At 45.8% G+C, this 21,113-nt stretch carries 19 protein-coding genes; 2 read left to right on the top strand and 17 right to left on the bottom strand.

Annotated elements, in window-relative coordinates; genetic code table 11:
- Positions 1-19 precede the first annotated feature (19 nt).
- Positions 20-610: an RNA polymerase sigma factor gene (locus JT717_RS03840; protein ID WP_205508850.1), complete on the bottom strand. Its 591-nt coding sequence runs from the start codon at positions 608-610 to the stop codon at positions 20-22.
- A 339-nt stretch (positions 611-949) separates the two neighbouring features.
- On the bottom strand, positions 950-1,378 hold the full coding sequence (locus JT717_RS03835; protein ID WP_205508849.1) for an EthD family reductase: 429 nt from the start codon (positions 1,376-1,378) through the stop codon (positions 950-952).
- Between the two features lie 204 nt (positions 1,379-1,582).
- On the opposite strand from JT717_RS03835, the gene JT717_RS03830 reads away from it, so the two are divergent.
- Positions 1,583-2,218: a DUF5710 domain-containing protein gene (locus JT717_RS03830; RefSeq protein WP_205508848.1), complete on the top strand. Its 636-nt coding sequence runs from the start codon at positions 1,583-1,585 to the stop codon at positions 2,216-2,218.
- A 181-nt stretch (positions 2,219-2,399) separates the two neighbouring features.
- On the opposite strand, the gene JT717_RS03825 is transcribed toward JT717_RS03830, so the two are convergent.
- The 8 genes from JT717_RS03825 to JT717_RS03790 all read right to left on the bottom strand — a co-directional run bounded on the left by JT717_RS03825 (position 2,400) and on the right by JT717_RS03790 (position 9,890).
- Entirely contained in the window at positions 2,400-2,651 is a 252-nt protein-coding gene (locus JT717_RS03825) for a Fic family protein (protein WP_369411681.1), read from the bottom strand.
- 120 nt (positions 2,652-2,771) lie between these two features.
- Entirely contained in the window at positions 2,772-4,157 is a 1,386-nt protein-coding gene (gene mnmE, locus JT717_RS03820; protein WP_205508847.1) for a tRNA uridine-5-carboxymethylaminomethyl(34) synthesis GTPase MnmE, read from the bottom strand.
- Positions 4,158-4,366: 209 nt separating this feature from the next.
- Entirely contained in the window at positions 4,367-5,197 is an 831-nt protein-coding gene (locus tag JT717_RS03815) for an energy transducer TonB (protein ID WP_205508846.1), read from the bottom strand.
- Positions 5,198-5,573: 376 nt separating this feature from the next.
- Entirely contained in the window at positions 5,574-6,407 is an 834-nt protein-coding gene (locus JT717_RS03810; protein ID WP_205508845.1) for an energy transducer TonB, read from the bottom strand.
- 379 nt (positions 6,408-6,786) lie between these two features.
- Positions 6,787-7,623 (bottom strand): energy transducer TonB, encoded by an 837-nt coding sequence (locus tag JT717_RS03805; protein WP_205508844.1) that lies wholly within the window; start codon positions 7,621-7,623, stop codon positions 6,787-6,789.
- Between the two features lie 53 nt (positions 7,624-7,676).
- On the bottom strand, positions 7,677-8,219 hold the full coding sequence (locus tag JT717_RS03800; RefSeq protein ID WP_205508843.1) for an ExbD/TolR family protein: 543 nt from the start codon (positions 8,217-8,219) through the stop codon (positions 7,677-7,679).
- A gap of 36 nt (positions 8,220-8,255) precedes the next feature.
- Positions 8,256-8,915 (bottom strand): ExbD/TolR family protein, encoded by a 660-nt coding sequence (locus JT717_RS03795; protein WP_205508842.1) that lies wholly within the window; start codon positions 8,913-8,915, stop codon positions 8,256-8,258.
- A 108-nt stretch (positions 8,916-9,023) separates the two neighbouring features.
- A complete protein-coding gene (locus tag JT717_RS03790) occupies positions 9,024-9,890 on the bottom strand; it encodes a MotA/TolQ/ExbB proton channel family protein (protein WP_205508841.1) in 867 nt (288 codons plus the stop codon).
- 601 nt (positions 9,891-10,491) lie between these two features.
- Here JT717_RS03790 and JT717_RS03785 point away from each other — a divergent pair.
- Positions 10,492-13,029 (top strand): zinc-dependent metalloprotease, encoded by a 2,538-nt coding sequence (locus tag JT717_RS03785; RefSeq protein WP_240347798.1) that lies wholly within the window; start codon positions 10,492-10,494, stop codon positions 13,027-13,029.
- A gap of 209 nt (positions 13,030-13,238) precedes the next feature.
- On the opposite strand, the gene JT717_RS03780 is transcribed toward JT717_RS03785, so the two are convergent.
- The 7 genes from JT717_RS03780 to nuoI form a co-directional block, all read right to left on the bottom strand.
- A complete protein-coding gene (locus JT717_RS03780; protein ID WP_205508840.1) occupies positions 13,239-14,513 on the bottom strand; it encodes an ABC transporter permease in 1,275 nt (424 codons plus the stop codon).
- Between the two features lie 147 nt (positions 14,514-14,660).
- Positions 14,661-16,046 (bottom strand): NADH-quinone oxidoreductase subunit N, encoded by a 1,386-nt coding sequence (locus tag JT717_RS03775; protein ID WP_205508839.1) that lies wholly within the window; start codon positions 16,044-16,046, stop codon positions 14,661-14,663.
- Between the two features lie 21 nt (positions 16,047-16,067).
- Positions 16,068-17,534 carry a complex I subunit 4 family protein gene (locus tag JT717_RS03770; protein WP_205508838.1) on the bottom strand — a complete coding sequence of 489 codons (1,467 nt, stop codon included), beginning with the start codon at positions 17,532-17,534 and terminating at the stop codon, positions 16,068-16,070.
- 58 nt (positions 17,535-17,592) lie between these two features.
- Positions 17,593-19,509, bottom strand: a complete 1,917-nt coding sequence (gene nuoL, locus JT717_RS03765) for an NADH-quinone oxidoreductase subunit L (RefSeq protein ID WP_205508837.1) — start codon at positions 19,507-19,509, stop codon at positions 17,593-17,595.
- Positions 19,510-19,622: 113 nt separating this feature from the next.
- Positions 19,623-19,952 carry an NADH-quinone oxidoreductase subunit NuoK gene (gene nuoK, locus JT717_RS03760; RefSeq protein WP_205508836.1) on the bottom strand — a complete coding sequence of 110 codons (330 nt, stop codon included), beginning with the start codon at positions 19,950-19,952 and terminating at the stop codon, positions 19,623-19,625.
- A gap of 57 nt (positions 19,953-20,009) precedes the next feature.
- Positions 20,010-20,507 carry an NADH-quinone oxidoreductase subunit J family protein gene (locus JT717_RS03755; protein WP_205508835.1) on the bottom strand — a complete coding sequence of 166 codons (498 nt, stop codon included), beginning with the start codon at positions 20,505-20,507 and terminating at the stop codon, positions 20,010-20,012.
- A gap of 15 nt (positions 20,508-20,522) precedes the next feature.
- A complete protein-coding gene (gene nuoI, locus JT717_RS03750; RefSeq protein WP_205508834.1) occupies positions 20,523-21,080 on the bottom strand; it encodes an NADH-quinone oxidoreductase subunit NuoI in 558 nt (185 codons plus the stop codon).
- Positions 21,081-21,113: the final 33 nt, after the last annotated feature.

Here is a 21,113-nt window from a genome sequence, read left to right as displayed (position 1 = left end):
ATAACCGAGACAAACCAGGCTAGGACAAGCGCTTTATAACCTGGATCCATAAAAGAAGGGTACTTAGCTGCAAACCTTTGTTCTGAAGGTTCTTTTTAATAGTATTTAAGGCGGTGGATTTCAAATTTCTTACGGTTTTGTCGCTGATATTTAGTTTCTGCGCTATTTCCGCATTTTCATAACCGTCAAAATAAGACATCATGAAAACTGACCGGCAGTTTTGGGGAAGACTGTCTATTTCCGCTTTAATCAGGGAAATAAGATCCGATTCAATCTCAGCTTTGAGGACTAGTTTTTGCTCCTGTTCCAGCATACTGGCTGCAGTTTTTTCCCGAAGTGCTTTCCGCTTCTGCGTTTTCAAAAAATCAAGACAGGCGTTTTTGGCGGAAGTATACAGGAAAGCTTTTACATTTATAATGCTGTCCCATTGCTCCCGTGATCTCCAGAGTTTTACAAATACATCTGATGTTATGTCCTGGGCATCGTCAACCGGAACCATGTATTTACAGAATGTAATGATCGGCTTCCTAAACTTCAGGTATATGGTGTCGAAAGCAGCCATATCGCCCTGCCTGAACGCCAAAATAATGTTATCTTGAACATCTACCATATTCAATAAGTGAAATGCTTCAGCCGCTTACTGTTCTTGTTGTTTATTTGTAATGTGACGGATAGGGTTCATGGATGGATAAGAATTGTTCGGGAGATCAAATGGACTGGAATACTAAATTTAAACAAATAAACTGCAAATCATCACGCAATACTATACATTCCGCAATGCTTTCTTGTTTTACAAGCGAAATGATTGGCATCATCGTTCATTTGCCGTAGTTAAAATACTGGCTTTTAGAACAATAAACAAAAAATGTAGGAAATCCCGTAACGGTCAAAATGCTATTGACCGTTACAGAAAGCAGCTCTGAGAGAACTTACCGATTGGCTGAAGAACTTACCTAACCACCTCGCTGATTAAAATTACTGGAGTGATGTCCGTATAATTCGCAAAGTCGGCCCTTATCGCATCTCTATTGGGACCAATGGCCGCTTTATAGTCATCAATATTCTTTACGTAAAATGTTCCAATGGCCATATAAGCCAATGGTTGGTTGGGAATGCCGCTGGCAAGTCCTTTTTCAATGGTGTATTTTACCAGATTTGAGCCCAGATATTTTGCTACCATCGGCATGTGCTTAGTTTCATAATACTCCATATTGAATTTTTTGCCTTCTGCAAAAGGATACATGACGGATACCTTGATAAGTCCTTTTTCAGCAGCAGCCGAATGTTGGTTATCAGATTTGGCAGATTGCTTTTCCTGGCCTGATACAGCAACGCTTGCGGTAAGCAGTAGAAACGATATTAGCAGTCTAAATTTCATATGGTTTTTTTTCAATTTGTGTGATAAGATTTTTTTGGGGAAAACGAATATAACATAATTTGGGAAGAAGAAAAAACGCAGTAGTTCCATCATTTTTAATAACCACCGCAGCACCATCGCCTTCTAACAACCGAGTTTTCGAATCATTGAGCTCTATTTTTCCTTAAATTAGATATACTTTATTGGTCATAAAATATCCTCTTTATGCCATTGAATTTAAATGTTCCTTACTCTGAAAAAGATCTGGCAAAGGCCAGGGGAGCCTTTTGGAACCCGGAACTTAAAACCTGGTATGTTCCAGATACTAAATATTCAGAACTAACTCACTTCGAAAAATGGCTCCCGGTTAATGATGTAGATCTAATATTGCCTCGTGACCTGGTAATAGCACTTACAGCCAGAATTTGCTGGAAATGTAATCACAATAATCAGGTAATTGCGATCGGAGCTAATAGTTTCTATGAAAAAGGTTTTAATGATGAGGAGAATAAGCAAATATGGGATAAGCATGATTTTTTTACATTGTTCCAAAATATCAAGATTATTTCGGGAAGTTTACTACATATATTGACTGAACAGTATCCCAATTATAAATTGGGGTATTCAAAGACAGTTGGTGGTAAATATTGGAGCAACCATTGCTCGCAATGTAAAGCGATACAAGGCGATTGGTTTTTGTTTGATGAGCCTGGCTCAGCTTTTACTCCTCTGAGTCCCCAGGAAGCTTCGAGGATTAGTTTGAAAAAGATCCACCTTCCATTTGATACTATGATAAATGGAACTTTTAGCCTTGGCGATCACCTGGATTTAATACAGGATTATGCTGTTACTTCTCTGTGATCAATTTGCAGTTGTTTGATCACTATTTTCGCGATTTTCAATTAGTGGAAGTATGCGCCAATCATCACAGACAATTAAATTATGAAATTCAGAAATAGTGGCCGATCTAATATGTGTTTTGAAATTTACCTTGATGAACAGCTAATTCAAGCGGCGACGGCAACCATTACCCCCCATTGCCTTAATTCCTTAAGTTTATAAGATTCACTACCACCCTTATCATCATATCCTTTTCATCTGGCTTACTTTCTGCAATCATTAAGGTAAGTGCGACCAGTGCATTATCAGCTATTCGCTTCGAGCCATCCAATCTGTATAAAATGTAATTCTTTACAAGGAACCACACAAACAGAAAAGCGGCTATACGTTTATTACCATCAGAAAAGGAATGGTTCTTTATAAAGTACAGCAGGTTAGCAGCCTTTTCTTCCACTCTGGGATCTCTTCACCTGAATATTTACAAGGCGCAGCAATAAAAGCCGGTTAATAAAGCCAATATTGACGGATTGCTACACATACAGCTGATGAAGGCAAGGAAAAGTAAAAGAAACGCCTACTTCCCAATACAAAACTTACTAAAGATATAATCAAGCTGATCCTCCGTGGTGATCTCACCCGTGATCTCGCCCAGGTAATGCAGGCAGCGGCGGATGTCGAGCGCTACCAGGTCGCCGGGGATTTTGTTCTCTAAGCCATTTCGGATATCGATGAGCGATTGCAATACTTCCTGCAAAGCATGGTAGTGGCGGGCATTCGTAATGATGGTATCGTCGGCCTGCACCTTGCCCTGCAGCACGAGGTCTACCAGCTTTTCTTTTAGTACTTCCGTATGCTGGTTCGCTTTGGCGGAAATGAAGATGATGCCTGGGATAGCGCTGAATGTATCGCGCAGGCTGGCCTCCCCTAATACATCCGATTTATTACCGACCAGTATGTATTTTCTTTTTTTCTGGTTCAGTTCATTAACGACGGACTGCAATTCATCAACGGTCACTTCGTTTACGTCGAACAGGTAGATCACTACATCGGCCTGTTGCATTTTGGCCAGCGCCTTTTCCATACCGATGCTTTCTATTACATCGTGCGTATGCTCCCGGATGCCGGCGGTATCAATGAGGCGGAACAGGATGCCATCGATGTTCAGCACTTCTTCAATGGTGTCGCGGGTGGTGCCGGCTATGTCGCTGACGATGGCGCGGTTTTCGTTGAGGAGCGTATTGAGCAGGGTCGATTTGCCGGCATTCGGTTTTCCGATGATCGCTACACTTACCCCGTTCTTGATCACATTGCCCAACTGAAAACTATTCGCCAGCTGCTGCGTCGTTCGCTGTGCTTCGGTCAACAGGTCGAACAACTGGGTTCTGTCGGCAAACTCAACATCTTCCTGGGAGAAGTCGAGCTCCAATTCTATAAGCGCCGAAAACATGATCAGCCGCTCACGCAGGTTCTTCAGGCGTTCGGAAAAGCCTCCCCGGATATTATGCAGGGCTGTCTTACGGGATGCTTCCGTATTACTGGCGATAAGATCGGCCACCGCCTCTGCCTGCGCCAGGTCGAGCTTGCCGTTTAAAAAAGCCCGCTGGGTAAATTCTCCCGGTTTGGCCAGCCGGGCTCCCTGGTTCACGCAGGCCTGTATTATCTGCTGTAAAACATAGGGAGAACCATGGCCTGATATTTCTACCACATCTTCGCCGGTGTACGATCTGGGGCCTTTATACAGCGATACAACCACCTCATCCAGCACCTTGCCATCTTCTTTCAAATAGCCGACATGCAGGGTATGGGAAGCCTGTTGGGTAAGGTCTTTGGAAGGGAACAAAGCATTGATAATGTCGAAGGCCTGCCGCCCGCTCAGGCGTATTACGCCAATAGCGCCGATCCCCGGCGCTGTCGCCAGCGCTACGATGGTATCTTCCCAGCCGATTGATTTTCCCTGCATAACTGAATATCCTGTTTAAAAAGAGGGCAAAAATACGATAAAAGGAAAGAGTTCAGCGTTCACAGCCACAGTTCACAGTTTTACCTGATAATCAGGTTCGCCGTATCAGCATGCGGAATCTTGAAAACAAAAAGGCGCCACGGGATCCTTCGACTGGCTCCGGACCGTGACACCTTAAAAACAGCGACCCATTTAGAAAACAGTTACTGCTATTCCTCTGCCAGCCTGAACCCGATCGGCTGCCTTTTGTACGATTTCACCTTATTGCCATTTTGAATGGCAGGCGTCCATTTGCCGCTTTTTTTGATCACCCGTACCGCTTCGGCCCGTAATGCTTCCGGGCCGCTCACTGCTTCTACATTGCTCACATTACCTTCCTTGTCAACAATGAACTGTACTGTTACAAATCCATGGATCTGCTGATCTACGGCCTCCTGGGGATAACGCAGATTCTTGTACAGAAAACGCTGCCAGGCTGCTGTGCCCCCGGGATACTCCGATTCAATTTCCACTTTCATTAAAATACCATCACCCGCTTCAACTTCTTTTTTGGGCACTTCGATAATGCCTTTACCGGCTCCATCCGCGGGCGGGGCAATTACCAGATCATCACCCGGCACACCGTCCCTGGTCTCTGTGCCGATTCTTACAAGGGCCTGCGCTTCCACCGGTGGCATTTCGGTCTCTGGCACCTGCGCATCCGGAACGATCCGGGGCGGCGTCACTTTAATTGTTTGTACTTGTACAGGGGGAGGCGTTTGTTTGACCGGTGGCGGAGGCAATGCAACCGGCTTTTCTACCGGAGGGGCGGATTCCAGTACAACGTCAGGTCCAATGATAAACTCTTTTGCGACCGTTGTTTTTTTACCGGCAAAGGCAAAGCCGACAAACAACATGGCTGTAGCCGATAACATAACAGTAATGGACACTGCCAGGCGCTTGTTATACGTACGCCGTAATTCATAAGCACCATAATCCTTATTACGTCCATCGAATAAAATATCGAGCACATCTGCGGTTAGAATGGTAGAAGTTTCCATGGCTATACTTTATTAATTAGATGCAGGCCTTGGTCGTTTCCATAAATGTTTTGGCTTGCATGTTTGTTTTGATCTCAACACCATGCAATGTGATAATGTGATAATTCGATAATTTGATAATTAAAACCACATCGGTTAATTGATGATGCCACGATATTTAAATGAGCTCTTGCAATATGTGAATGTTGGGCGATTAGGTAATTCAGCATTTGCGATATTCTGCAGCTGATGTTAATAGGTGGTTACAAATGAAGAATTGTATTTCATTATCACATTTTCTAATTATCAAATTATCACATTAGAACGGTTGCTTTAAAAATAAAAAAGTCCACTCGTTAATGGAGAGGACTTAAATAATTTTCGAAAGCGGGTTCGTCTATCCTTCCGGTTCAAAACGGAAAGTGATCGGCTGCTGCTTATACGATTTCACCTGGCGGCCATTTTGTATGGCCGGTGTCCACTTACCACTTTTTCTGATAACCCGTATCGCTTCTGGGCGGTGTTCTTCAGGCCCGCTGATGGCTTCCACATCACTGACATTACCTTCTGTATCCACAATGAATTTTACCACTACCGTGCCTTGTACCATATTATCCATAGCCTCCTGCGAAAAGTGAAGGTTCCTGTTCAAAAAACGTTGCCATGCGGCCGGCCCTCCGGGATATTCTGATGGGATCTCCACCTTGGTAAAAGTTTTATTCCAGTCTTCTTCTTCTTTCTTCGGGGCCACTACCACGCCTCTATCGCCATCGTCTACAGGCGGCGCTACAATGCCATCATCCTGCAATCCTTCCTGGTTCATGGTGCCGATCTTCGTATCTTCCAGTTTGCTCATTTCAGGTGGTTTCTCATCTTCTTTTACTTCTTCATCGCGTACAATTTTGGGCGGCGTGAATTTTGCCATTTCCAGTTTAGGCGGCTCTGGCATTTTGGGTGGCGGCGGCGGCGGTGGTGGCTCAGCAGCCCGCTCTTCCTGGATTTTTTTGAGTTCTATATCGGGTGGCAGGATAACGGTGGTTAACTTTTCTTTCTTTCCACCGGCGAAAACAAATCCAATACTCAATAACAAAATGACCGCTAACATAACAGCAACGGACACCAATAGCCGTTTACTATAGGTACGTCGCAGCTGGTAAGCACCGTAGTCCTTGTTCCGTCCCTCAAAAATAATATCGAGTACGTCTGCGGTTAGAATGGTTGAACTTTCCATGGCTATACTTTTTCACTAAGATGCAGGCCATAGTCGTTTCCATAAAGGTTTTGGCTTGCATGTTTGTTTTGATCTCAACACCATGCAATGTGATAATGTGATAATTCGATAATTTGATAATTTGATAATTAAAACCACTGGGTTAATTGATGATCAGCTACGATGGTTAAGGAATGCATATGTGCATGTTCGCAGATTAAGTAGCCCCGCCATTGCATTGCTTTGAAGTTGCCATTTAGTTAGCAATCACAAATGAAGAGATGTATTCATTATCACATTATCCAATTATCATATTATCACATCAGAGCGTTTGCCTTAAAAACAAAAAGTCCTCCCGGTTAAGAGAGGACTTAAATATTTTACATAAAGCTAGGTTAGCTTATCCTTCCGATTCGAGACGGAAAACGATCGGTTGCTTCTTGTACGATTTTACCTGGCGTCCGTTCTGTACAGCTGGTGTCCATTTACCGCTTTTCTTGATTACCCGAACAGCTTCACCGCGTAATTCGTTGGGTCCGCTGATGGCTTCGACATCACTCACATTACCTTCTTTGTCCACAATGAACTGTACCACTACAGCACCTTGCACTTCGTTATCAATAGCTTCCTGGGGATAGCGGAGGTTCCTGTTCAGGTAGCGCTGCCATGCTGCAGCTCCACCGGGATACTCCGACTCAATTTCCACCTTGGTAAAGGTTTTATCCCAGTCTTCTTCATCTTTCTTGGGAGCTTCCACCACTCCTTTACCGGCATCGTCAACCGGAGGAGCCACAATACCTTCATCTTTCTGACCTTCCTGGTTCATAGTACCGATCTTGGTCTCTTCCAGCTTTTCTACTTCTGGTGGTTTCTCCTCTTCTTTAACCTCTTCGTCTTTTACGATCTTGGGAGGTGTGAACTTAGCCATTTCCACTTTCGGTGGCTCTGGTGGTTTTGGGGGAGGCGGTGGTGGCGGCTCTTCCCTTTTCTCTTCCTGTTTTATTTCTTCGAGCTGCACGTCCTGAACAACCACCTTATCGGTATCCGTCTTTGTCTCCAGTAAAGAGGATACGAGGTATCCTATAAACATCAGAAGACAAAGCGCACCTACTATAAGCAGCGATGTGATCAATCGCCTGTTATAGGTCTTGCGCAGTTCATAAGCACCGTAGTCCTTATTCCGGCCCTCGAAGATGATGTCAAGAACATCAGCGCTTAATATTTTATTGACTTCCATATTAAAAAATCTTTGTAATTAGATGCACAGAATATAAAATTCCATAAAGCAACTTATTTAACGCCGCCACTTTGTTCAGTAGCTCTCATTAAATCAATTTCCGTCTGGAAAATATCTACCATCGCATAACGCTTAACATCATTGATGGTCATTTCATCAAGCATGTCTACGGTGTTTTTGTAGGTAGCCTCGGGGCCGGGTTTTATAACCACTACAAAATCCTGCGGGTTGGTAGATTTCTTTTTATTGATGATAACCTGACGGATATCTTTAAAGTTGCTTGATTTAAAGTTGGAACCGTCTGGCGCCAACTCGCCTTCATAATAATATACTCCATTTCCTCTACCCAGCATGATAGACAAAGCACCAGAGGCCTTGATCTTATTCTGCTCTTCGGGCTTTTCCGTGTCTTTCGGCAGGAAAAGCTTCATAGCAGTGGGCTGGCTCATGGTAGTGGTGAATATGAAGAACGTTATCAGCAGGAATCCCAGATCCACCATCGGCGTAAGGTCAACACGCGTAGAAAGTTTTTTCCCTTTCTTTACGCCTGGGCCTTTTTTATGTCCTCCTCCGGAGGAGGTATCCATTTCTGCCATTTCGCACTTTTTTTAAGTTAAGAATTTAATTCGCTCTTATTCCTCTTTTGCACCAGTCGCTCTCTTTTGAGAAAGCGCTGTTCCTTCAGGAACTCCCTCAGGGTTAGTGACCATCGAGAACTTAAAGATCTCATTCTTTTTGAATGCATCGATAACCCCTTTGAATGAAGGATATTTTGCATTGTTGTCACCTTTTACCATCAGGGCCATTTTAGCTCCTGAGAAAGCACGGGTGGCAGCATTCATCCAAACACTCAATTCGTTGTTGGCCGTATCTGTAGGGATTCCCGGGGCCTTATAGTTTTTCAACTGGTCGGGTGACAACTGCAGGAACGACTTCAACATGGCAAAAGGAACGCCCACATAGGAACCGGACTTTGTAAAAGCAGCTTTCTCCTGCTCGGTCAGGTTAAGGCTCTTCCCCTCATTGATCATGTCAATGATCTGCGCTTTTTCATCCACGCTTTCATCACCAACAGAGAAGAAAACTTTCCCTTCTTTGTCCATGATGACCTGCACTACATTCTTGGCCTCCACAGGTTTGGTAGACACCGAATTAGGTGTTACAACTTCCACTGCATCAGGTGATTTGAATTTGGTGGTCAGGATGAAGAAAGAAAGCAGCAGGAATGCCACATCACACATCGCGGTCATGTCCACAGCGGTACTCTTTCGCGGCATTTTTACTTTAGGCATATTATAATAATTTCAGATTCTGGTATAAGATTCACTTCCTTCCAATTTCCATATGCATCACATGCATTTTTTCAAAAAAAACAGCTTCCCCATTTTGGGGATGCCGCCTTATTTATACAGAGATGCAAAGCTTTGGGTCAGGGTGAAACCAGACTCATCGATACCATAAGTAATAGAGTCGATCTTTGTAGTAAAGATGTTATACATGATGATCGCGATCGCTGAAGTACCGATACCCAGGGCCGTGTTATACAGGGCCTCAGAGATACCTCTTGATAACTCAGCGGCAGCACCACCACCACCATCAGAAGCCAGGGCAGCAAATGAAGTGATCATACCCAATACCGTTCCCAACAGACCCAACAGGGTTGCCACTGAGGCGATGGTAGACAGGAACACCAGGTTCTTTTCCAGCATAGGCAGCTCAAGGGCAGTTGCTTCTTCTACTTCTTTCTGGATAGCTAATACTTTTTGCTCAGTATCCAGCTCAGTATTAGAGATCATTTCTTTGTACTTGCGCAGACCGGCTTTCATCACATTACCAACGCTTCCTTTTTGACGATCGCACTCAGAAATAGCCTGGTCAACGTTTTTGTTAGCCAGGTGATATTGTACTTTGCGAATGAATTCTGCAATGTTACCAGTACCGGTAGCTTTCAGAATGGTCATCAAACGCTCAATAACGAAGGTAATTACAACTAAGAAAGTTGCGATCAGCAGAGGCACGATAATACCACCTTCATACATTCTCACCAAACCTCCTTTAGGTCCTTTATGATGAGGCCAAAATCCACCGGCTGGATCTGGTTGAGTAAAGTTGTTAGGATCTCCGAGGAGAAAACGCCAGATAACATAACCGGCAATGATACAAACAACAGGGGCTACCCATGAAATGGCATTGGATCTTTTCTTTGGTTGAACGGATGTACTACTCTTCGCTGCGGTTGCAGTCGCAACGGGTCTTGTTTCAGCCATGATTGTGTTTTTTTAGTGTTTTATAAATTTTAAGCTATCAGTAGATTCTAAATGGGCTCACAATTCTAAGGAAAAAGTCATTTCACTTGATCAAAAAGATCAAGAAAAATTTTGATAAGGTTCACAAGTTAAGAAATTTCTTAACTGATCGCCTAAAAAACAGGCGATTTGATTGAATAGAACGGCAACAATATATGTCATAATTAGAAACAAAACAAGCGCCTGAACCAATGGCCAATAAGCAGGCGGCAATTTGCAAAAGATTCCTGTTTAACAGCTTACCTGTTTTCCGTTACCTGCCGCTATGCCCATACCAGGCTTTTTTGCTGTTCATTGTCATTTGTCCATTTCCTATTACTTATTGTCTATTGTTTATTGCCTATTGCCGATTGTCTATAAGAACACCATATAATACTTTTTTGATCAGCGGTAACTCGCCAGCATCGTCACACATTATGTTTTTCCTACCTTCATCCATTCAATTTTCGCAATGGTTTAATCATTCAGATGGACAGCGTAATACCGATTTTCTGAAGCACCGGCCATGAAATTAAGTATCCATTAAAATTCGTCTGAGCCCCAAAAAAAACAATTACTATTAATGATGAAAAAGTGTTTTTCCTTTCTGGTGTTACTGGGATGTTGTAGTGTAATGTCATTGGCACAACAAAAAAGATCTGGCACCCCTGCTCCTGCAGCCGATACCGCAAAACGTCAGGCCCCTGCAGCCCCGAAGCCGCCGCAAACCGGCCCCAAACCTTTTAAAGAAGTGATCACCGCCAAAGCAAATACCCGCAAAGGTCTTTTCACCGTGCACAAAGTGGAAGACAAATGGTATTTCGAACTGGCCGATTCTTTATTGGGCAGGGACGTACTGGTGGTGAACCGTATTTCAAAAGCGCCCATCAATACCCGTGCTGGTTTCTTTGGCTATGCGGGTGATGAGATCAATGAAAATGTGATCCGCTTTGAAAAAGGCCCCAACCACAAGATCTTCCTGCGCAATATTTCCTACTCTGTATATGCCAAGGATTCTTCCAAACCCATGTACAAGTCGGTACAGAACAGCAATATTCAGCCTATTGCCGCCGCTTTTGACATTAAAGCTTTCTCTAATGACAGCACAGGCTTTGTAATTGATGTAACAGATTTCATCAACAGCGATAACGACATCCTGTTCTTTGCATCTTACTTCAAATCATCGCTTCGCATCGGCGGGGTGCAGCTTGATAAATCTTATATCTCCGATATCAAGACCTTCCCCATCAATACCGAGATCAAAACGGTAAAGACTTATAACAAAACACCGGCGCCCAGTCCTTTCCCCGGCATGCCGGTAGCACCCGCTGGTAACGCTACTTTCGAGCTCAATAGCTCACTCGTTCTGTTGCCCAAAGTGCCCATGCGGCCCCGCTTTTATGATGACCGCGTAGCCTATTTCACTACTGAATACACTGATTTTGACGCCGATCCGCAAGGCGTTAAAGATATCAGCCTCATCACCCGCTGGCGGCTGGAACCGAAAGATGAAGACCTGGAGAAATACAAAAGAGGCGAACTGGTGGAACCTAAAAAACCCATCATTTTCTATATCGATCCGAACACGCCTGAAAAATGGATCCCTTACCTGATCCTGGGCGTAAACGACTGGCAGAAGGCTTTTGAAAAGGCCGGTTTCAAGAACGCCATCATGGCCCGGAGGGCCCCTACCCCACAGGAAGACAGCACCTGGAGCCTCGAAGACGCCCGCTACTCTGCGGTGGTTTATAAACCCTCCGAGATCCCCAATGCCCGCGGCCCGCACGTGCATGATCCCCGCAGCGGCGAGATCCTGGAATCACATATCGACTGGTACCACAATGTAATGTCATTACTGCGCAACTGGTACCTGATCCAGGCTTCGCCCAGCGACCCCCGCGCCCGCACAGCCCATTTCGAAGATTCGCTCATGGGTGACCTCATTCGCTTTGTATCATCACATGAGGTGGGCCATACCCTTGGTTTACCCCATAATATGGGCGCTTCAGCCGCCACGCCGGTTGAAAAACTGCGCGACAAAGCCTGGGTAGAAGCGCATGGCCATACCTCTTCCATTATGGATTACGCCCGCTTTAACTATGTGGCACAACCCGAAGACAAAATAGGCATTGCCGGTTTATACCCCCGCATTGGTGAATACGACCTCTGGTCTATCGAATGGGGCTATAAGCTGCTGCCCGGCAAAACCGAAGAGGAAGAAAAAGACATTTTGAATGACTGGGTGAAAAGCCGTTACGCCAACAAACGCCTGCGCTTTTTACATGCCGATGGCGTTGACCCCCGCGCACAGACGGAAAGCCTGGGCGACGATAACATGAAGGCTAATGAATATGGCATCAAAAACCTGAAATGGATCATTCCGCAATTGCCTAAATGGCTGAACGAAAAGGGTGAGAACTATAAGAGCCTCGATGCGGTGTATGATGAAGTATATAACACCTTCAGCCGGTATATTGGCCATGCCGTTACCCATATTGGCGGTGTTTATACCGATCTGAAAACCACCGATCAGGATGGTGCCGTTTATACGGTGGTACCGAAAACCGTGCAGAAAGAAGCCCTGGCCTTCCTGCAGAAGAACCTGTTCACCACGCCTACCTGGCTGTTGAGTAAGTCAATTCTCGAGAAAGTATCTTCTCCTGTTGAAGACAAGATCAGCGGCCTGCAGGACACCTGGCTGGGTGCTCTCTTAAATTCCACGCGTTTACAGCGCCTCATCACTTCTACCAACCGTGATGCGAACGCCTACCATATCGACGAGTTTATGAACGACCTGAAAAAAGGTATCTGGAGTGAGCTGCCCGCCCGCGCGCCTATCGATAATTACCGCCGGAACCTGCAAAAGTCCTTTGTTGAAAGGCTGAGCGCGTTGAGCACCATTACGCCTGCTGCCGGCGGCGGCGGTGGTGGCGGTATCACTATCAGCTTTGGCCCCTCGGTAGACGTAAAGAAGACCGATATCATTTCCGTGGCCCGTGGTACCCTGCGTACCCTGAAAGCGGAAATTGCAGCCGCCATTCCGGCCTATACCGACAGAATGAGCCGCTACCATTTACAGGACCTGAGCGAGCGTATTGACCGTGTATTGAATCCGAGATAGCCCCCACCCCGCCAGCTGGCGGCAGGAAGCAAACAAGGATCTAACAGAAAGTCCGAAAGCGAGCCCCAGGGCCATGCTTTCGGACTTTTTTTATGCTGATTCTCAATTATCTCCGCTTATTTCTCACCCCATGTAAGAGTTTGTGACGGTACGGGAAAAACTCTTCGCATAGCATTTATAGTTTTAAATGGTAGCCTTTGGCTGGGGGTTTATTCATACCGCAACGCTTCAATCGGGTTCAGGCGGGCGGCTTTAATAGCAGGATACAGTCCGGCCAGCAAACCAACCATTGAGCAAATAATAACACCGGTAAATACCCAATCCCAGGGAACTACAAAACTGGTGCTCAGCAATACGCCAACGATATTGCCTAAGATAATGCCCAGCACAATGCCGAAGGCAGCGCCCAGCAAACTGATGATGATAGATTCATACAGGAATTGATACCGCACATTTTTTCGCTTGCCGCCAATGGCTTTTACCAGTCCGATCTCTTTAGTTCTTTCGGTTACTGCCACCAGCATGATGTTCATCAATCCAATGGCGGCGCCCACCAGGGTGATCACCCCTATCAGCAGGGCGGCCACGGTTATAAAGCTCAGGTTGCGGATAAGCATTTCGGCAAAACTGTCGCTTTTGTCGATCATGAAATTATCACTTTCGGTGACCGTTAGTTTGCGAATGGTGCGGAAGGTGCCGGTGGCTTCGCCAATGGCCCCATCCATGTATTTAATATCGGGTACCTTCACCTGTATATTGAAGGAGGCGTTGGGATTGTTGTTGAAATACCGGCGAACGTTCGTATAAGAAGTGATGACAATATTATCGAGGCTGCGCCCAAAAGTAGATCCCTTGGGCTTCAGGGTTCCCACAACGCGGAATGGAATATTATTAATGCGAATGATCTTATCAATGGGCCGTTCAAAGCTTTCGCCAAAAAAGCGGGTAGCTACGTCTTTCCCGATCAAACATACATTCCGGCTGCTTTGAATATCAAGTGCATTCAGGTCGCGGCCATAAAAAACGGAAAAGCCGTTTAAACTGGTGTAATTCTCATCGCCGCCCACCACCCATACGTTGGGGTTCGACTTCTGGTTTTTATAAGCAATGATGGCATTGCGGTCGCCCATGATATTCGTGCTCACCATGGCCGGGAAATGATAGGCTTCTTTAAACGCTTCCGCCTGGTTTTCGGTGATCACCTTGCCCATGTTCGATTTCTTCTCTTTCCTGGCGCCCCGTTTTTCTTTTTTTATTTCATCGTTATTGAAGTTGCGGCGGGGCTCCTGGTACCGGATGGTAAAACCGGTGGCGCCCATGGAGGAAAAGCTTTCCAGGAATTTTTGCCGGATGGCTACAATGGCGGTATTGATACCTATGAGCGCTGTGATGCCCAGGGCTATAATGGCCACTGTAATACCCGTACGTAACCGGTTGCTGCGCACCGTACGGAAAGACAGCGAAAGTGTATCGCGAAGTGTCATGCTGAATTGGTATGCCCAATGTAAGAAATATTACGGCGTGCCAGCCAGAAGATTGATGAAAGGTAAAAAGAGTTGTGCCATCCGCCAGCTGGCGGATGGCACAATTAAAAAGCACATTTTATAAATTCAGTATAGATCTTTACTATCCTACAAATAAAAGAATGAATACAACTGGTTGATAAGCCAGTGCGGGAAGATGCCCAGCAAAACCACAGCCGCTGCAATTACGATCAGCAGCCCTTTAAAACTGCGGGAGGTCTCAATTTCCTGCGGCTCTCCGTCTTTAAAATACATGGCCTGGATAACCCGGAAATAATAATAGACGCTGATGGCGGCACAGAGCACCCCAACGATCACAAGCCACATTACATTACCGTTATCAATAGCAGCAGATAACATATAGAATTTGGCCCAGAAACCAGCCGTAGCGGGTATCCCTGCCAGTGATAACAGGAAGATCGTATTGGTGGCAGCCAGTACCGGTTGGCGCTTGGCCAGTCCGTTAAAGCCTTCAAAAGTGTAATCCTTCATTTTCAGCAGCACAGCAAAAATGCCAATGGTAGCCAGGCTATAGGCAGCGGCATAGAAAATCAACCCTTCCTTGGCGGTATTGTTCATGGCCACCAGGGCAAAGAGCATAAAGCCGGCCTGTGCAATACTGGAGTAGGACAGCATTCTTTTTACGCTTTGCTGGAAAACCGCGGTAATGTTACCGATGAACAGGGTTGCGGCCGTAATGATAGCGGCCAGCAATTGCCATTGCTTATGCATTTCGCCGAAACAGCCTTCGAACAAACGGATGAAGGCAATAAAACCGGCCACCTTAACAATGGTTGCCATGAAGGAAGTGAACACGGTAGGTGATCCATCGTATGCATCGGGCGTCCAGAAGTGGAAGGGCACAGCCGATACTTTGAACGACATGGCGAATAACAGCAGCAGCAAACCGGCGGCCAGCATGGGTGTTAAAGTAGAACTGCCGGCACGGATCACATCCATATTAAAACTTCCTTTTACGCCATACAAAAGCGTAATACCCATCAGCATGATACCGGTAGAGAAAGAACCCATGAGGAAGTATTTCAGCGCCGCTTCATTGCTTTTCAGGTTGCGTTTGTCGCTACCGGTTAAAATGTATAAAGGAATAGATATGATCTCAATACCGAGGAACAGCATCAGCAGGGAATTGAATGCCGATACAATGGCAATACCACAAAGCACAAAGAATATCAATGCAAAATATTCAGCGAGGTTCACGCCCACGCGCTCCATATCGCGGCCCGAGAGCAGAAAGTAGATCCAGGTGGCGGCAAAGGCAATGGTATTGAACAGCAGGCCAAAAACGTCGAAGGCCAGCATGCCTCTCACGTTCACATTAAAAAAATGATAGCCGCCCATATCGAGCACGTTGGCGATTATCAACCCTAACAGGCCAATAACAGCTACAGTGCGCACAGCAGGTTTACTATTCGTGAACACGCCACAAAACATCATCACTACACCCAGAACAGCCGAAATTACAATTGCATTCATAATTCAATTCTATACGTTCGCTTATGGTAATTTGATAAACATCTTTGAATAAATGGCATCTACCGCATGTTTGGTAGCTTCGATCATTGGTTTTGGATAAACACCCATTATCACGATGCCTATCAGTAATACAGCCAGCACAAACTTCTCATTTACCCGGATGTCGCGGGCATTGGCAGTTAAGCTGCTGGTGTTGCCATAAAATACTTTCTGGATCATATTTAAAGTATATATAGCCGACAGAATGATGCTGATACCGCCAACCACCATAAAGATGTAATGATAGTTAGACGCTTTGGAGCTGAATACGCCATTGAACATCATGAACTCACCAATAAAGGCATTGGTCAATGGCAGGGCTACATTGGCCAGGGCAACTACCACCAGCATAATGGCCAGTCCGGGCGCCTTTTGCGCCAGCCCGCCTAGCTCACTCATTTTGCGGGTACCGAACTGACGTTCGATCAGTTCTACCACGATCCACATGCCAATGATATTGATGCCGTGATTGAACATTTGGATCATCACGCCCTGGATGCCTATAGAAGAAGTAACAAAGATGGCCAGTCCCATCAACCCCATGTGGGCAATGGAAGAATAGGCCACCAGGCGTTTGAGGTCATCCTGCTGCATGGCAACAAACGACGCATAGATCATTCCGATCACACACATGGTAGCGGCGGGATCGCCATAGCCCCAAAGGCCGACCGGTAATACCGGCGCCAGCCAGCGCAGAACACCAAACACACCCATCTTCACCATGATGCCACTCAACACCATGGTAACGGCCGTAGGCGATTGTTCGTAAGTGTCGGGCTGCCAGGTATGAAAAGGCCACAGTGGTATTTTAATGGCAAAGGCCAGGAAGAATAACCAGAACAACCAGCCCTGTGTATTACCAGGCAGGTTCACCTTGTAAAATGAGGTCATGGCAAAAGAATGATCCGGTGTGTGCAAATACACCCAGATAATGCCAATGAGCATCAACAATGAACCTACAAACGTATAAATAAAGAATTTAAAGGTAACAGCCACTCTTCTTTCGCCGCCCCAGATGGAACAAAGGAAATAAGCCGGAATGAGCGCCAGTTCCCAGAAGAAGTAGAACAATAATGCATCCGATGCAACGAACACTCCTAACAGACCGGTTTGCATCAACAACATCAATGCATAGAACTGATGCGGATTTTTGTACGTTGAATTCCAGGTTGCGATAAATATTCCGGGATAGGCAATACCGGTGAGCAGGCACAGCAGCTTGCTCATCCCATCCATGGTAAGCGAAAAGTTACTGTTCAGGTTTGGTAACCAGGCAACATTGGTTTGCAGGTATTCTGGTTTGTGCAATACCGCTATACCGAGTATGGCAACAACCATTGTAATAAGGGATGTTACTAACGACCATACTTTTACGCTCTTTTCCTGTTTGATCAGGAAAGCCAGCAAACCACTCACCAACGGAATAACTATCAGCAGAACAGGTATCATTATAATTTCTTGATTTCTGATTTCTTGATTTATGGATTCAATCGCTCCGTGCTAATGTTTACTTCTTTATAAAGAATGTCACTACAAACAACGCCAGCATACTCAGTACCATTAACAGCACATAGTTGCCCACGAAGCCGCTTTGCAGCAGGCGAACCTGGCGGCTCGAATAATTCACCAGGCGGCCAACGCCATTTACCAGTCCATCGATAAATTTCTTTTCAAAAAAGCTGTTCAGCCATTTAGCCAGCCAGTTCACTGGTTTAACTATAACGAAGCCATATAACTCATCGATGTACCATTTGTCGGCCAGCACTTTGCCGAAACCGGCAGGCTCATGCACTTCGGGCTTTTTGCTGTAGCGGAAAAGCGCAACCAGAATGGCGATCACCGCCAGGCCAACAGACAGTCCCATCAGCATATATTCTGTATTGTGATCGAGGTGATGCACTTCGCCTTTGATGCGGGCAGAAGGTTCAAATACCGGGGCCAGGAAATGTTCCAGCCAGTGTGCGCCGGGTTTGATCACCTCAGGCACGCCGATAAATCCACCGGCAACGCTCAGGATGGCCAGCACGATCAAAGGAATGGTCATCGCCGCAGGGCTTTCATGCAGGTGATGCTTTTGCTCTTCCGTTCCGCGGAATCTACCCAGGAAAGTAGTTGCATATAAACGGAACATATAGAAGGCCGTCATCATAGCGCCGGCAATACCCAGGTAATAATAAATATGGTCTTTTGAATAAGCGGCTGCTAATATTTCATCTTTGGAGAAGAAACCACTGAAGGGCGGAATACCGGCAATGGCAATACAGCCGATCAGGAAGGTGAGATGGGTAATGGGTAATTTCTTAGCCAGTCCACCCATGCGGCGGATATCCTGCTCATGGTGCATGGCATGGATCACCGAACCTGCCCCCAGGAACAAGAGGGCCTTGAAGAAGGCATGTGTCATTACATGGAATACGGCACCGGTGTAAGCGCCTACACCGAGGCCCAGGAACATATAACCCAGCTGGCTCACCGTACTGTAAGCCAGTACTTTTTTAATATCGTTTTGTTTAATGGCAATAGTGGCCGCAAACAAGGCAGTGGCCAAACCGATAGCCGCTACCACGCTTTGGGTCTCGGGCGCCATGGTGTATAATACATTGCTGCGCGCGATCATATAGATACCGGCTGTTACCATCGTGGCCGCATGGATCAGCGCTGATACCGGGGTGGGACCCGCCATCGCATCGGGCAGCCAAGTATATAAAGGGATCTGGGCACTTTTACCGGTAGCCCCTACAAACAGTAAAAGCGTTATACCGATCACATCGGTTCTTGTTAATTTTTCATACAGATCAAACACTCCGGCGCCATCAGTTGTAGTATATGTTACGGTACCCAGCTTTGCAATGATCCAGAAGATAGCGATCAGAAAGCCGAGGTCACCGATACGGTTCATGATAAAGGCCTTCTTGGCGGCATTGGTATATTCTGTGTTCTTGAACCAATAACCGATGAGCAGGTAAGAACATAAACCAACGCCTTCCCAACCGATGAACATGATCAGGTAGTTGGCGCCCAGTACGAGCAGCAACATGGAAAACACGAAGAGGTTCAGGTAACAGAAATAGCGGCCAAAATGCTCTTCCCGTTCTTCATGCATATACGCGGCGGAATACACATGTATGAGGAAACCCACACCGGTTATGATCAACAGGAAGAGGGAAGAAAGCTGGTCTATCTGAAAAGCGAAAGGAATTTTTAAAGTGTCGACACTAATAAAATCAAACAGGTTGACCACAGCGGTGTTCCCTTGTTTTACCTCGGAAAACAGCAGCACACTCACAATAAACGAGGCCAGTACCATACCGCTGCCAATAATGCTGACCAACGATTTGGGAAGTTGTTTTCTGAGCAATCCATTGACCAGAAAACCAACCAGTGGAAAAAAGGGAACCAACCAAACTAATTGTAACACGTTCATATTTTTAAGCTGAAGGCTGAATGCTAAACGCCGAACGCTGGTTTCCGGAATCCGGTATTTCCGCTATCACGCTGGCACCTCGGTGCCGGCTGAAGCGTTGAGCGTTTTGCGTATTAGTGTTTTAACCTGTTTAAAAAATTTACATCCACCGAATGCGTATTGCGGTACATCATAACGATAATGGCCAGGCCCACACTTACCTCGGCTGCCGCCACTACCATGATGAAAAAAACGAATAGCTGTCCTTCAATACCGGCTGTAGACCCCTTGGCCACGGCAGCTGCATGATGCATTTTGGAAAAAGCCACCAGCAGCAGGTTCACCGCATTCAACATAAGCTCGATGCACATGAAAATGATGATGGCATTGCGGCGTGCAAGCACTCCTACGATACCGATACAAAAAAGGGCAATAGCCAGGTAGATATATCTTTCAATTAACATAGATCACTTTATTAAACTGAACACTTAACGCATATACGCGCATAGCTTCAGTAGTTTTTATTTCTTACCGATAACCACAGCACCAACCATGGCGCTCAGGAAGAGGATACTGCTGATCTCAAATGGCACTACGAAATCGGTGAACAGGGCTTTACCCAGGTTCCTGATCAACCCGATATCACCTGTTTCGAGCATCGCCACTTTTCCCTTTACCTCGGCTTGTTTTAATGCAGCCACCAGTACCAGCAGCAGGCATCCGCCCGCTACCACACCGGCCAGCTTGAGCCATTTATTTTTCTGTGGTTCTGTTTCGGCATTCAGGTTCATCAACATGATCACGAACAGGAACAATACCATGATGGCGCCTGCATACACGATCAGGTTCACAATACCCAGGAACTGGGCATTCATTAAAATATAATGGCCTGAAATAGCAAAGAATGTAATGATGAGCCACAATACGCTGTGTACCGGGTTACGACTGATAACGACCATAATGGCGCTGCCCAGTGCCATTGCACTTAAAGCATAAAATAATACTTGTGATATATCCATTGCAGCTAGTTGGTGTTAATTGCTCTGTTCTTTGTTTGCTTTCCGGTTACCCACCGCTTTCCAGTATTCGCCGGGATTTTCCTTGGGGTTCGGGATCAACAGATCCTGCTTCCCATATATAAACCCTTTACGCTGATAATTGGAAGGCGCAAAGGTCTCACTCAGATACACAGCGTCTTTAGGACAGGCTTCTTCACAAAGTCCGCAGAAGATACACCGCAGCATATTGATCTCATATTTGGCGGCATACTTCTCTTCGCGGTACAGATGCTCCTCTCCCGGTAAACGCTCTGCTGCTTCCATGGTAATGGCTTCGGCCGGACAAGCCAATGCACACAGCCCACAGGCAGTACAACGTTCACGGCCTTCTTCATCGCGGTTCAGGATATGCAAACCACGGAAGACGGGGCTGAACGGACGTTTCTGCTCCGGATAACTAATGGTCGCTTTCTTTTTGAATAAGTGCCTTAAGGTGATCATCATCCCTTTGAGGATATTCCACATGTAGAGCTTCTCTACAAATGTCATGGGTCTACGATCAACCGCTTTGGCTCTGCTTGTTAATGCTTGCATTTATAATTAGTTAACTTATCTTCTAAAACTTGC

This window comes from Longitalea arenae (genome assembly GCF_016924755.1).
GTDB classification, from domain to species: Bacteria; Bacteroidota; Bacteroidia; order Chitinophagales; family Chitinophagaceae; genus Niastella; species Niastella arenae.
The sequence above is the reverse complement of the archived record's forward strand: the minus strand, read 5'-3'. Positions and strand labels throughout refer to the sequence as shown.